Source organism: Alcaligenes faecalis (assembly GCF_041521385.1).
Taxonomy (GTDB): domain Bacteria; phylum Pseudomonadota; class Gammaproteobacteria; order Burkholderiales; family Burkholderiaceae_B; genus Alcaligenes; species Alcaligenes faecalis_E.
Map to the genome: position 1 here is coordinate 412,973 of NZ_CP168006.1, position 13,075 is coordinate 426,047.

A 13,075-nucleotide genomic window follows, 5' to 3' on the forward strand; every position below is an offset into this window, starting at 1 on the left:
TGCACGGGCCTTTATGCCTTGGGTCTGGTCGACTTACAACAGTTCGGTCGCCAAGTAAGGTGTCAGCTCCACGCCGTCAGCCACAGACTGGGCCAAGGCGGTAGCCCGTGGCAGCAAGTGGCTGGCAAAGAACACGCTGGTAGACAGTTTGCGGCGCAGGAATGGATCCTGACTGCCTTCGCTCAATGCTTTTTCTGCAGCCAAAGCAGCACGAGCCATCTGCCAGCCCGTCAGCACATAGCCGGACAGCATCAGGAATGGCACGCTACCCAGGAACACGGCCGGCAGGTCTTTCTGAGCATTCATCAAGGTGAACATGGCAGCACGTTCCACGCTCTTCACACCGGCTTCCAGACGATCGGCGATCAGGGTCAAGGCGACGCTGTGCCCACCACCTTGAGCCGCACGTTCGCGCAACTTGGCTACAGTAGCGCCCAACTCAGGAGCCAGGCCCTGGATCACAGCACCGGCGTCACGCAGAACCTTGCGACCGATGAAATCGTTGGCCTGAATGGCGGTGGTCCCCTCGTAGATAGGCAAAATGCGCGAGTCGCGGTAATGCTGGGCTGCACCGGTTTCTTCGATAAAGCCCATGCCGCCATGCACCTGCACGCCCAGGGACGTGACTTCCAAGGACATTTCAGTGCTGAAACCCTTGACCACAGGCACCAGGAACTCGTACAGAGCCTGGTAACGCTTGCGGGCATTTTCATCTGCACTGTGACGCGCCTTGTCGTTCACACCAGCAGCGAAGTAAGCCAGCGCACGAGAGCCTTCTGTCAGGGCACGCATTTGCACCAGCATGCGCTGCACGTCGGGGTGATGGGCAATCGACACGGCCTTGCCACCAGTCAGAGGCGCACCCTGTACACGCTCGTTGGCGTATTCAAGAGCCTGCTGGAATGCACGCTCAGCCACGGCGATACCTTGCACGCCCACTGCGTAACGGGCCGCGTTCATCATGATGAACATGTACTTCAGGCCTTCGTTTTCTTTGCCGACCAGATAACCGACAGCGCCCTCGCCCACATCACCCTTGCCCGAGCCGTACAGCAGCACAGCGGTTGGGCTGCCATGGATGCCCAGCTTGTGCTCCAGCGAAGCACACCAGACGTCGTTACGGGCGCCCAGGGAACCATCGTCGTTGACCATGAACTTGGGCACGATGAACAGCGAAATCCCTTTCACACCGGCAGGCGCATCTGGCGTACGGGCCAGCACCAGATGGACGATATTCTCGGCCATATCGTGCTCACCGTAGGTGATGAAAATCTTTTGACCGCTGATGCGGTAGCTGCCGTCATCCTGAGGAACAGCGCGGCTGGCAACCTGGGCCAGATCCGAACCGGCCTGAGGCTCGGTCAAGTTCATGGTGCCGGTCCAGCGGCCTTCCAGCAAAGGGGGCAGGAAACGTTCTTTCTGCTCGTCCGAGCCGACCATGGACACGGCTTCGATCACGCCGTCCGTCAGCAAAGGACACAGGGAAAAAGCCAGGTTGGCGGCATTGATGTTTTCACAAGCCACGGCACCGATCAGTTTGGGCAGGCCTTGGCCACCCAGTTCGGCTTCGTGCTGCAAACCCTGCCAGCCGGCTTTGGCAAACTCTTCAAAGGCTTTCTTGAAGCCGGGTGTGGTGGTGACCACACCGTCATTCCACTTGGCGCCATTCTGATCACCAGCGCGGTTCAAAGGTGCTACTTCCTGCTCAACGAAACGGGCGTTCTCATCAATAATGGCATCGATCAACTCGGCCGAGAAATCCTCAAAGCCAGGTAATTCCAGCACACCAGGTAGATCAGCCAGCTCTGTAAGTGCAAAGCGGATATCTTGGGTGGGTACACGATACGTCATGAACACTCCTACACAGAAACAAAAAGGACCGAAGCCACAACCAGGCCCCTGGGGTATACGCACTGAAAAAAAGCCTGCTGGAGAAGTATCCAGCAGGCCGATTGGCGCTTAGAGCGCTTTTTCTAACTCAGGCACAGCCTCAAACAGGTCCGCGACCAAACCGTAGTCTGCCACGCCAAAAATAGGCGCTTCGGGATCTTTATTGATGGCCACAATGACCTTGGAGTCTTTCATGCCGGCCAAATGCTGGATGGCACCGGAAATACCCACGGCCACGTACAACTGAGGAGCGACGATCTTTCCTGTCTGCCCCACTTGCCAGTCGTTGGGTGCATAACCGGCGTCCACTGCAGCGCGCGAGGCACCCAGTGCAGCACCCAGCTTGTCTGCCAGACCGTCCAGCAGTTTGAAGTTTTCGGCGCTGCCCATACCACGGCCACCGGACACGACCACACCGGCACCCGCCAGTTCAGGACGATCGCTCTTGGCCACTTCACGACTGACGAAAGTCGAACGACCCGAATCAGCAACGGCGCTCAGCTCTTCAACCGCGGCGCTACCACCTTCAGCGGCCACCGCGTCAAACGCAGTGGTACGCACGGTGACAACTTTAACGGCATCGCTGGACTGAACGGTGGCCACAGCGTTACCGGCATAAATAGGACGAGTGAAGGTGTCTGCCGACTCGACGGACAAGATGTCCGACAATTGCGCGACATCCAGCTTGGCGGCCACGCGAGGAGCAATGTTCTTGCCCGATGCGGTGGCGGGGAACAGGATGTGGCTGTAGTTGGAAGCAATGGCCAGCACTTGAGCCGCCACGTTCTCGGCCAGACCCTCAGCCAATGCAGGGCCGTCGGCCAGCAGCACTTTGCTGACACCCTGGGCTTTGGCAGCCGCTTGGGCTACGCCAGCAGCCTGGTTACCCGCGACCAGAACATGCACCTCACCGCCGAGCTTCAGAGCGGCAGCCAAGGTGTTGAGAGTTGCAGCCTTGAGCTGCTGATTGTCGTGCTCGGCAATAACAAGGATAGCCATTTAAATCACCTTCGCTTCGTTCTTCAGTTTCTCGACCAGTGTGGCAACATCGGGCACCATGATGCCGGCAGCACGAGCTGGAGGCTCAGTCACTTTCAGAGTTTTGATGCGAGGAGCCACATCAATGCCCAGCTCTTCAGGAGTCAGAGTTTCCAAAGGCTTTTTCTTGGCCTTCATGATGTTGGGCAGTGTCACATAACGAGGCTCGTTCAAGCGCAGGTCGGTGGTGATCACAGCGGGCAGGCTCAATTTCAGTGTTTCCAGACCGCCGTCCACTTCACGAGTGACCGACACGCTATCGCCCGAAACTTCCACCTTGCTGGCAAAGGTAGCTTGTGGCCAGTCCAGCAAGGCAGCCAGCATCTGGCCGGTTTGGTTGGCGTCATCGTCGATCGCCTGTTTGCCCAGGATCACAAGCTGAGGCTGCTCTTTATCCACCACGGCCTTGATCAGCTTGGCGACAGCCAAAGGCTGCAACTCGGCGTCGGTTTGCACCAAGGTGGCACGGTCGGCACCAATGGCCAAGGCCGTACGCAAGGTTTCCTGGCTTTGTGCAACACCGCAAGACAGCGCGATAACTTCTGTGGCTGCACCGCTTTCTTTGAGGCGTGTAGCCTCTTCGACAGCGATTTCGTCAAAAGGGTTCATGGACATTTTCACATTGGCAATGTCCACCCCGGTTTGGTCAGATTTCACGCGCACCTTGACGTTATAGTCAACTACGCGTTTCACGGGTACTAACACCTTCATGTAATGTTCTCCAGTGCAGTCTTAAATAAAAATTGTTCTGTTGAAATAAGGCGTTGGAAGAATTCCAACGCCCGAAGCCAATCGCCTAAAGCCCGGCGAAGGCCTTGATATGGGCCACCACGCTGCGTCCCAGAGACGAGGGATCGTACCCCCCTTCCAGCATACTGACCAGACGTTGTCCGGCACTAGGCGCACAGGCTTGGACCACCATGGCGGTCAGTTCCGCATAATCGGCCTCAACCAAACTGAGCTGCCCCATCTCGTCTTCACGGTGAGCATCAAAGCCTGCCGAGAAAAAGACCATTTCAGGGGCAAACGCCTCTATGCGGGGCAAACAAACCTGTTTGAACAGATCGATAATCTGAGCAGACTTGGTGTAAGCCTCAACCGGTATATTTACCATGTTTTGCGCTGCCGGGTCCTGAAAGGAATCAGGAAAAAACGGGGACTGAAAAAAACTGCACATCAAAACCCGCTCATCGCCGGCAAAAATTTGCTCGGTTCCATTACCGTGATGCACATCAAAATCCACGATCAAGACCCGCTTGAGATCATATTTCTCCATCGCATAGGCCACGGCCACGGCGACATTGTTGAAAAAACAAAATCCCATCGCTCGCGCCCGCTCGGCATGATGCCCAGGAGGTCGTACGGCACAAAATGCGCCAGCCGCCCCTTCATGCATAACACCATCGACAGCATCCAGACCCGCCCCGGCAGCGGCATAGGCGGCTTCCAGGGTATGCGGATTCATCAAGGTGTCAGGATCGATATTGAAATACCCCTGCCGCGGCAATTGCTCTTTGAGCTTTTGCACGTAAGCGGCATCGTGTACCCGCAAGATATCCTCATCCGTGGCCAGCCTTGCTTGTCGCTGGGCCAGATAGGATGCCAGACCGCTCGATAGCAGTTGATCATTTATGGCATCGAGTCGCTGCGGACTTTCCGGATGCCATCGACCCATCTCATGCAAATGGCACGATGGATGGATAAAATATAGTGTCTCCATGAGGATGGATTATGTTCAGACCCACTCGAATTTTGCAAGCAGTACTAATCGCGCTGAGCACTGCCGGCTGCGCCACCACCACGTCACAAGCTCCGTCTTCGGACGCCAAACCCAATAACGGCGCGGTTTTCCTGAGCCCGACAAAAAAACCCGACGCCATCATAATTAAAGCCTTAGCCGAACCCCAGTCCATTCAGGCTGGCGAATCCCGTTCTGGCCGGACACAATTTTTTAAATTAAACGGTGAGTTAAACGATGATATTGCGGCCTATGCCCAGGAAGTGGCCACAGCACGCGATATTCCATTGGATATGGTCACTGATATTTTGCAGCAGGCCCAATATAACGAGACCGCTGCCAAATTAATGCGCCCCACCAAGGGACGTATCAAGCGCAGTTGGGTAACGTATAAAAAACGCAATGTAGACCCTGCCCGTATTCGAGGCGGTGTCCAGTTCTGGCAACAGCATCGACTGGCGCTGGAACAGACCGCCAAAGACTATGGCGTGCCGCCCTCCATTATTGTGGCCATTCTGGGCGTGGAAACCGTCTACGGCAAAATCATGGGTGACTTCAAGGTGCTGGACGCCCTGTTTACGCTGGGCTTTGCCTATCCGGACGACAGCCGCCCCGAACGCGGCCAACTGTTCCGCGATCAATTAGCGGATCTGCTCGAGCTTCACTACCAAGGGGAATTGGATGCCCGTATTGTTCAGGGCTCGTTTGCAGGTGCCATGGGCATGTCCCAATTCATGCCCGGCAGCCTGATACGCTATGCCGTGGATGGAAGTGGGGATGGCCGTATTGATCTGCGCAACAATCCCGCCGATGCCATGGCTTCGATTGCCAACTTCTTGCGGGCACATGGTTGGGAACCCGGTTTGCCGGTTTTTGCTCCGGTCGAGTTGAGCAACACAAATAAAGGCATGGTTGATGGCGGCCTCTTCCCCAAGCTGAGTTGGGCGCAATTGAATAATGCTGGTGCCAAAGTGAAAGGCCAGAGCCACAATACAGGCCCATGGCAACAGGCTCAATTAGGTGTGGTGAACTTGGTGGACGAGCCACGCAATACCACGGAGTATCGCCTGGGCACGCCCAACTTCTTTGCCATTACTCATTACAACCGCAGTTATTTTTATGCCAGCTCGGTCGCCGACCTGGCTTCCGAACTGGCTAAACAAATGGGTTATGGCAGCCCTAATTAATTAAAGATGCCAGTAGACAGATAACGGTCGCCACGGTCGCACACAATAAAAACGATCGTGGCGTTTTCCACGCGCTGAGCAACGCGCATGGCCGCCACCAAGGCACCACCGGACGAAATACCGGCACAGATCCCTTCTTCAGCAGCCATACGGCGTGTCATGATCTCGGCCTCTTGCTGACCAATTTCCTCGAACATATCCACTTTGGATGGATCGTAAATCTTGGGCAGGTACTCTTCGGGCCATTTACGAATACCGGCAATTTGCGCGCCCGGCGCAGGCTGAGCGCCCACCACCACAATGCCGCTGTTTTGGCGACGCAAGTAATTACCCACCCCCATAATGGTACCGGTCGTACCCATGGCACTGACAAAATGCGTGACCTGCCCGCCAGTTTGCTGCCAGATTTCCGGACCGGTGCTATGAATGTGAGCGGCAGGATTGTCCTTATTGGCAAACTGGTCCAGTACCTTGCCCTGCCCTTCGGCCTGCATCTTCAGCGCCAGATCACGGGCGTACTCCATGCCACCCTGGTCGGCAGGCGTCAGAATCAACTTCGCACCATACGCCGTCATGGACGCACGACGTTCCAGCGACAAGTTATCGGGCATGATCAAAATCATCTTGTAGCCACGCACGGCTGCAATCATGGCCAGCGCAATACCTGTATTGCCGCTGGTAGCCTCGATCAAGGTGTCTCCCGGCTGGATATCACCACGGCACTCGGCCTCTTGAATCATGGAACTGGCCGCACGATCTTTCACCGAACCGGCAGGGTTATTACCTTCCAGCTTAGCCAACAAGACATTACCGCGCGCCTGCCCAAACTCACCTGGAATACGCTGCAAGCGCACCAAGGGAGTTTGGCCAACGGTATCTTCAATGGTGGGATAGTTTTTCATCGATCAATCTCTTACCTTGAACAAGAAGGCAGCCAGTTCACACTGACTGCCCATGCAGACTAAACAAACTACTAGCTTAAAACGAGTCTACGCCCAGAGCTACGGCTTTCTTCTTATATCCGCGCCCGCCGTATTGGAAACGGCCTTGCCAGCCGCCTTGGCCGGCTCTACCTTCAGGCCCGATTGCTCCATCGTCATAATCTTTTTGACCCCTATCCCTTTGACCCGGTCTGCCAAATCCTGCAAAGAGTCAAAAGGACCACCACGCTGACGCTCCTCAAGGATCAGCTCAGCCGTACGGGGGCCGATGCCTTTGATTTGCTGAAGCTGCTGGGCATCAGCCGTATTCAAATTGACTGCAGCGGCCAAGCCCCAAGGCCCAAACAAACATAAAGCAAGCAGCACGCGCACAACAGAACCACGCCAGCTTTGCGGCGAACGCTGCTGGCGATTGGAAACAAAGAACGACTTGGGAGAGGTAGACATGATAAAGGCTCCTTGGAAAGAAGCCTTTATGGTGCTGCCTGAGTGATTACAAAAGCGGCCCGAAGACCGCTTTTAGCCATGCGTGGCAGCCCGCATGGACTTTCTCGCCACGACTCTTAACGCAGAGCCCCTGACTGAAGTAGACGACGTACGTACTCAGCCACGCCGGTCTGTACATCATGGAAAGGCTTGTCGTAGCCAGCGGCACGCAATTGAGTCAAGTCAGCCTGGGTGTGACTTTGATAACGGCCCTTCAAGTCATCCGGGAAGGGGATGTATTGCAAAAACTGTTGCATCACCAGCTCTTCCAATGCCAAGGCAGGCAGGCCATCGTGCTCACGCAGGGTGTTGACGACGGTCTGGGCCACATCATTGAACGGTTGGGCACGGCCCGAGCCGCAGTTAAACACACCCGACTGCTTGTCTTGACCTAGAAAATGAAGATTCACCGACACGACATCATCAATAAAGACAAAGTCACGCTGTTGACCACCATCCGCATAGCCATCCCAGCCACCAAACAAGAGCACATGGCCATCGCGACGATACTGCAACATGTTGTGGTAAGCCACCGACGCCATACGGCCCTTGTGTTGCTCTTGTGGGCCATAAACGTTGAAATAACGCAGACCCACTACCGGCGCGCGCAGGCTATCCAGATGACGGCGCAGCACCTGGTCGAACAGGAACTTGGAATAACCGTAGACATTCAAAGGCGCTTCATTGCCGAGGTCCTCCGCATACAGCGGGCCCGCACCGTAAACCGCGGCGGACGATGCGTACAAAAGAGGAATACGTTTGGCCTGGCAATACTCAAAGATTTCCAGCGTCACGCGATAGTTGTTGTCCATCATGAACTGACCATTACGCTCGGTCGTATCCGAACATGCACCCTGATGCAGCACGGCTTCAATATTGGAGAATTCGTCCCGCGCCAATCGAGCACGGAAATCGTCCTTATGCATATAGTCGGCAATTTGACCATGCACCAGATTGACGAATTTGTCGCCATCGCTCAGGTCGTCCACCACCAAAATATCTGTCACACCCTGCTGGTTCAGGCCTCTCACCAAATTGCTGCCAATAAAGCCAGCGCCACCAGTCACTACAATCATGCCAATTCCTTTGCCGTCACAATGGACGTACCCAATTTTCCGACCACGATACCACCTGCACGATTTGCCCAGCGCATGGCCTGCAACCAGTCCAGCCCTGCCGCCCGCATGACCGCCAACGTTGCCAATACCGTGTCCCCGGCACCCGACACATCAAACACCTCTTGTGCCTGGGCATCCACATGCTCACGCCCCTGCTCGGTGAACAAAGTCATGCCTTGCTCGGAGCGGGTAATCAGCAAGCACTCCAGATTCAACTTGCGACGCAAATCCTGGGCGCGCTGCATGAGATCATCCTCATCTTTCCAGACGCCCACGGCTTCCTGCATTTCCGAACGATTCGGTGTCAGAATCGTGGCACCTTGGTAACGCTCGTACGTTTTTCCCTTGGGATCCACCAAAACAGGAATATTCCTGGATCGTGCCAAGGCAATCAAACTTTCCACCTGCGCCAACGCACCTTTTGCGTAGTCCGACAAAACCAACACCTGATGCTGATCCAGCAAATCGCTCATGTTTTGCTGCAACTGATCCAAAGCACTGCTGGCCGGGCTTTCTTCAAAATCCACACGCAACAATTGCTGCTGGCGACCCAACACGCGCAGCTTCAATGACGTGGGCATGACTGGGTCTTGTACCCAATGAGCCTGAACATGATCTGCTTGTGCCAACTCACGCACGGTCTTACCCGCTTCATCCTGCCCAATCACGCCCAACAGACTGGCTTGGGCACCTAAAGCGGCAATATTGCGCGCCACATTGGCAGCCCCCCCCAAACGATCCTCTACCCGGCCCATCTTGACCACAGGAACGGGCGCCTCAGGGGAGATACGATCCACATCGCCAAACCAGTAACGGTCCAGCATGACGTCGCCCACTACCAGCACACGGCTGGCGGCAACGGCCTCATTAGGAAATGTCATCATTTCAGCTCCTCAAGACGTCGAGGCGCATAAGTCTCCCACGAGTTGCAGCCGGGACATTGCCAGTAAAAGTGGCGAGCCTCAAAGCCGCAAGAACTACAAGAATAGCGATCCAGGCGCTGCGTATGCCGGTGAATTAAAGAACGCAGCAAACTTAGATCCGCACCGGCAATAATTTGATCGACACCGACGGCCTCTGCACCTTCGGCGCCTTCCTTGTTCTGCCCTTGATCCTGAAGTTCGACTTCCAGCATCTTGTCCAAGCCCAATAAAGAAGGATGGGCACGCAAGGCATCACGCGCAAAGGCCCAGGCTTGCAAATGGCCCTGCTGTTCGCGCAATACACGGAACAGCACATTGAAAATATCCAGGCTGGGGTGCTTCTGATAATGGCTGCGCAACATGGCAACACCTTCTTCTCCACGACCCAGCTTGCGATAACTGTCCAGCAGCTCGGTGGCATACAAACCCACATATTCTGGAGCACTGCTCAGAATGGACACCAGGTAAGCACGTTCCTGCTCGTTCTGCCCTTGCATCCGGGCTACACGTGCACGCAGGCCCGCAACCCGCGCCTGAGAGGCATACATGCCTTGTCCCGTACCCAGTTTGCGAATGGCATTATCAGCCTCGTCCAAGGCTTTGGCGGCACGTTCGAAATCGGGCTGCTTGCCTTGCAAGGCCCCTTCGGCCTGCTCGCACTGGTAATGCACCAATTGCGGCACAGGCTCATCGACCAGGGCACGCAGGCGGCGCACCGCTTCAATGGCGCGCGGCCAATCGTGCTCGGACTCATAAATACGGATCAAGGCGCGCATGGCCGGAATGGCAAAGCGCGTTTCACGCACTGCCTCGAAAGCGGCTTCGGCCCGGTCCAGCATGCCAGCTTTCAGGAAATCCTGGGCAATCTGAAACTGAGCATTTTCACGATCGGCAACCGGCAGATCGGCACGCGACAGCAAACTTTGATGCACACGGATAGCACGCTCCATTTCGCCTCGACGGCGAAACAGGCTGCCCAGTGCAAAGTGCAGCTCGGTGGTTTCGGGGTCCAGCTTAGCCACTTCCACAAACGCGTCAATGGCCCGATCCGGCTCTTCATTGAGCAGGAAGTTCAAACCCTTGAAGTAGGAGTCCGGCAAGGTGCGAGTTTCGGACATCATCTGCCGAAAATCCACCCGTGCTGCGACCCAACCCAAGGCAAAAAGAATGGGTACAAAAACCAACCACCAGGTTTCAAAATCCACTGTTTACTCCAAGGGCTTACAAAGGTGCCAAGGGGGCGACGGTCTCGGGCACAACAGCAGCCGTATTGACGGGCGCCTGTTGTACTTGTTCCAACTTGTCTTGCAAGCGATCCATTTCGCGGCGCAAGCGGTTGACCTCGCGGCGGCGACGCATAACCGCGCCCACCATCAAAAGCAGCCCCAACACCAAGCCTAAAATAAACGCGGCCAGCATCACGACGATCAGGGGAACATCTTGAATAATATGCTCGGCAAAGAAGCTGACTTGCACAGGTTCGGTGTTTTTCAGTGCGAACAGCAACACAATCACAAAAACGAGCAGACGCAGTACCCAGACTAGATAGCGCATTTTTAGGGCTCCAACAGTGTTTTTATAATGTCTGATTGTACGTGCAAGCGGAATTTAGCGCACACGCAAAACAGGCCCTGTAAAGGGCCTGTGTAATCAGTGTGCAAGTAGGTCTTAACCGTGACGGACTCTCGCATTGAGCTGCTCGAAGGCAGACGACTGGTCGTCTGCTTCGATTTGCTCTTGCTCAAGAAAGACAGAATCGACTCGCTCGCGCAACTCCTTGCCGGCCTTGAAGTGCGGCACCTGTTTACCAGGCACCATCACTTTCTCACCGGATTTGGGATTGCGCCCTACCCGCGGCGAACGGGTAGAGAGCGAAAAACTGCCAAACCCTCGGATTTCGATCCGTTGACCGCTGGCCAAGGCCTGGGTCATCGAATCCAAAACCGTTTTCACGGCGAAATCCATATCGCGCAGAGCCAGCTGCGGATAGCGGCTGGCCAACAACGCGATCAGCTCAGACTTTGTCACGCTGATTAACCGTCGTCACGTTGCTGCTGGTCCAGCTTGGCACGCAGCAGAGCACCCAGGTTGGTCGTACCGGACGAAGCACTGGCTTCGGTCAGGCGGGCCATGGATTGAGCGGTTTCGGCGGTATCACGTGCCTTGATGGACAACTGAATCGAACGGGTCTTGCGATCCACGCTCAAGATCATGGTTTCGATTTCCTGACCTTCTTTCAGAGCCGTCGTGGCATCTTCAACACGACCCGAGGAGATCTCGGAGGCGCGCAGGTAGCCTTCAACGTCCAGCGACAGAGTAACAACAGCACCCTTGGCTTCTACCGACTTGACGACGCCGCTAACCACAGCACCCTTGTCGTAGGTGGCTACGAAGTTGTTGAATGGATCGCCTTCCAGCTGTTTGATACCCAGGGAAATGCGCTCTTTGTCGGTGTCGATGCCCAGAACCACGGCATCAACTTCGTCGCCCTTCTTGAAGTTGCGAACGGCTTCTTCGCCAGTCTCGGACCAGGACAGGTCGGACAGGTGAACCAGACCGTCGATGCCGCCTGGCAGGCCAACAAACACGCCGAAGTCGGTGATGGACTTGATGCCACCGCGAACCTTGTCGCCGCGCTTGAAGTTGATGGCGAAATCTTCCCATGGGTTGGCACGGCACTGCTTCATGCCCAAGGAGATACGACGACGATCTTCGTCGATTTCCAGAACCATGACTTCGACTTCTTCACCCAAGGTTACAACCTTGCGTGGGTCAACGTTCTTGTTGGTCCAATCCATTTCGGATACGTGAACCAGACCTTCGATACCGTCTTCCACTTCAACAAATGCACCGTAGTCGGTCAGGTTGGTCACCTTGCCGAACAAACGGGTGTTTTGTGGGTAGCGACGTGCCAGACCGATCCATGGATCTTCGCCAAGCTGCTTGACGCCCAGGGAGACGCGGCTCTTTTCCTGATCGAACTTGAGGACCTTGGCTTCGATTTCCTGACCCACCTGCAGAACTTCGGATGGGTGACGAACACGGCGCCATGCCATGTCGGTGATGTGCAGCAGACCGTCGATGCCGCCCAGATCCACGAACGCACCGTAATCGGTGATGTTCTTGACGATACCTTTGACGATAGCGCCTTCGGACAGGGTTTCCAGCAGTTTCTGACGCTCTTCGCCCATGGAGGCTTCCAGCACAGCGCGACGCGACAACACGACGTTGTTACGCTTGCGATCAAGCTTGATAACCTTGAATTCCAGGGTCTTGCCTTCGTATGGCGTGGTGTCCTTGACAGGACGCAGATCAACCAGCGAACCGGGCAAGAATGCACGGATGCCGTTGGTCATGACGGTCAGACCGCCCTTGACCTTACCAGTGATGGTACCGTTGACCAGTTCGCCGGACTCAAGTGCTTGCTCGAGGGACAACCAGGCCGACAGACGCTTGGCGCGGTCGCGGGACAGGATGGTGTCGCCGTAGCCGTTTTCAAAGGCGTCGATTGCCACGGAAACAAAGTCACCCGCTTGAACTTCCAGCTCGCCCTGATCGTTCAGGAACTCTTCCAGAGGGATCAGTGCTTCGGACTTCAGGCCAGCATTGACCAGAACGTAGTTGTGGTCAATACGCAGAACCTCGGCGGAGATAACTTCGCCGCTTTTCAGGTCTTGGTTTTTAATGCTTTCTGCAAACAAATCGGCAAAGCTTTCGCCGCCCGTTGCGTCTGTGTGAAGGTTAGTGGACATTA

13 protein-coding genes are annotated in these 13,075 nt (G+C 55.6%); 1 reads left to right on the plus strand and 12 read right to left on the minus strand.

Translation table 11 applies throughout. The features are described from left to right. Positions 1-33: 33 nt before the first annotated feature. The 4 genes from ACDI13_RS01935 to ACDI13_RS01950 form a co-directional block, all read right to left on the minus strand. Positions 34-1,851, minus strand: coding sequence for an acyl-CoA dehydrogenase (locus ACDI13_RS01935; RefSeq protein WP_316988946.1), 1,818 nt, complete (start codon positions 1,849-1,851; stop codon positions 34-36). Between the two features lie 108 nt (positions 1,852-1,959). Next, positions 1,960-2,889, minus strand: coding sequence for an electron transfer flavoprotein subunit alpha/FixB family protein (locus tag ACDI13_RS01940; RefSeq protein ID WP_316988947.1), 930 nt, complete (start codon positions 2,887-2,889; stop codon positions 1,960-1,962). Further along, complete coding sequence (locus ACDI13_RS01945; protein ID WP_009456000.1) at positions 2,890-3,639, minus strand: electron transfer flavoprotein subunit beta/FixA family protein; 750 nt, start codon at positions 3,637-3,639, stop codon at positions 2,890-2,892. 85 nt (positions 3,640-3,724) lie between these two features. Beyond that, positions 3,725-4,648, minus strand: coding sequence for a histone deacetylase family protein (locus ACDI13_RS01950; RefSeq protein ID WP_316988948.1), 924 nt, complete (start codon positions 4,646-4,648; stop codon positions 3,725-3,727). 11 nt (positions 4,649-4,659) lie between these two features. Between ACDI13_RS01950 and mltB the strand changes: the two genes are divergently transcribed. Continuing rightward, complete coding sequence (gene mltB / locus ACDI13_RS01955) at positions 4,660-5,853, plus strand: lytic murein transglycosylase B (protein WP_316988949.1); 1,194 nt, start codon at positions 4,660-4,662, stop codon at positions 5,851-5,853. On the opposite strand, the gene cysM is transcribed toward mltB, so the two are convergent. From cysM to rpsA, 8 genes are all read right to left on the minus strand, one after another. Further along, on the minus strand, positions 5,850-6,755 hold the full coding sequence (cysM, locus tag ACDI13_RS01960) for a cysteine synthase CysM (RefSeq protein ID WP_316988950.1): 906 nt from the start codon (positions 6,753-6,755) through the stop codon (positions 5,850-5,852). The genes mltB and cysM overlap by 4 nt on opposite strands. A gap of 99 nt (positions 6,756-6,854) precedes the next feature. Beyond that, on the minus strand, positions 6,855-7,241 hold the full coding sequence (locus ACDI13_RS01965; RefSeq protein WP_316988951.1) for a DUF655 domain-containing protein: 387 nt from the start codon (positions 7,239-7,241) through the stop codon (positions 6,855-6,857). Positions 7,242-7,357: 116 nt separating this feature from the next. Then, positions 7,358-8,356 (minus strand): ADP-glyceromanno-heptose 6-epimerase, encoded by a 999-nt coding sequence (rfaD, locus tag ACDI13_RS01970; RefSeq protein WP_316988952.1) that lies wholly within the window; start codon positions 8,354-8,356, stop codon positions 7,358-7,360. Further along, a complete protein-coding gene (rfaE1, locus tag ACDI13_RS01975) occupies positions 8,353-9,282 on the minus strand; it encodes a D-glycero-beta-D-manno-heptose-7-phosphate kinase (RefSeq protein WP_316988953.1) in 930 nt (309 codons plus the stop codon). The genes rfaD and rfaE1 overlap by 4 nt, the downstream gene beginning before the upstream one ends. Beyond that, entirely contained in the window at positions 9,279-10,526 is a 1,248-nt protein-coding gene (gene lapB, locus ACDI13_RS01980; RefSeq protein ID WP_316988954.1) for a lipopolysaccharide assembly protein LapB, read from the minus strand. The genes rfaE1 and lapB overlap by 4 nt, the downstream gene beginning before the upstream one ends. A 16-nt stretch (positions 10,527-10,542) precedes the next feature. Next, positions 10,543-10,875, minus strand: a complete 333-nt coding sequence (locus tag ACDI13_RS01985) for a lipopolysaccharide assembly protein LapA domain-containing protein (RefSeq protein ID WP_316988955.1) — start codon at positions 10,873-10,875, stop codon at positions 10,543-10,545. Positions 10,876-10,989: 114 nt separating this feature from the next. Continuing rightward, positions 10,990-11,349: an integration host factor subunit beta gene (locus ACDI13_RS01990; protein WP_026482971.1), complete on the minus strand. Its 360-nt coding sequence runs from the start codon at positions 11,347-11,349 to the stop codon at positions 10,990-10,992. A 5-nt stretch (positions 11,350-11,354) separates the two neighbouring features. Continuing rightward, positions 11,355-13,073 carry a 30S ribosomal protein S1 gene (rpsA, locus tag ACDI13_RS01995; RefSeq protein WP_022983279.1) on the minus strand — a complete coding sequence of 573 codons (1,719 nt, stop codon included), beginning with the start codon at positions 13,071-13,073 and terminating at the stop codon, positions 11,355-11,357. Between the last annotated feature and the right edge of the window lie 2 nt (positions 13,074-13,075).

Coding starts and splice junctions, on each gene's coding strand:
- ACDI13_RS01935 (WP_316988946.1), bottom strand. CDS start 1,851: ATGACGTATCGTGTACCCACCCAAGATATCCGCTTTGCACTTACAGAG.
- ACDI13_RS01940 (WP_316988947.1), bottom strand. CDS start 2,889: ATGGCTATCCTTGTTATTGCCGAGCACGACAATCAGCAGCTCAAGGCT.
- ACDI13_RS01945 (WP_009456000.1), bottom strand. CDS start 3,639: ATGAAGGTGTTAGTACCCGTGAAACGCGTAGTTGACTATAACGTCAAG.
- ACDI13_RS01950 (WP_316988948.1), bottom strand. CDS start 4,648: ATGGAGACACTATATTTTATCCATCCATCGTGCCATTTGCATGAGATG.
- mltB (WP_316988949.1), top strand. CDS start 4,660: ATGTTCAGACCCACTCGAATTTTGCAAGCAGTACTAATCGCGCTGAGC.
- cysM (WP_316988950.1), bottom strand. CDS start 6,755: ATGAAAAACTATCCCACCATTGAAGATACCGTTGGCCAAACTCCCTTG.
- ACDI13_RS01965 (WP_316988951.1), bottom strand. CDS start 7,241: ATGTCTACCTCTCCCAAGTCGTTCTTTGTTTCCAATCGCCAGCAGCGT.
- rfaD (WP_316988952.1), bottom strand. CDS start 8,356: ATGATTGTAGTGACTGGTGGCGCTGGCTTTATTGGCAGCAATTTGGTG.
- rfaE1 (WP_316988953.1), bottom strand. CDS start 9,282: ATGATGACATTTCCTAATGAGGCCGTTGCCGCCAGCCGTGTGCTGGTA.
- ACDI13_RS01985 (WP_316988955.1), bottom strand. CDS start 10,875: ATGCGCTATCTAGTCTGGGTACTGCGTCTGCTCGTTTTTGTGATTGTG.
- rpsA (WP_022983279.1), bottom strand. CDS start 13,073: ATGTCCACTAACCTTCACACAGACGCAACGGGCGGCGAAAGCTTTGCC.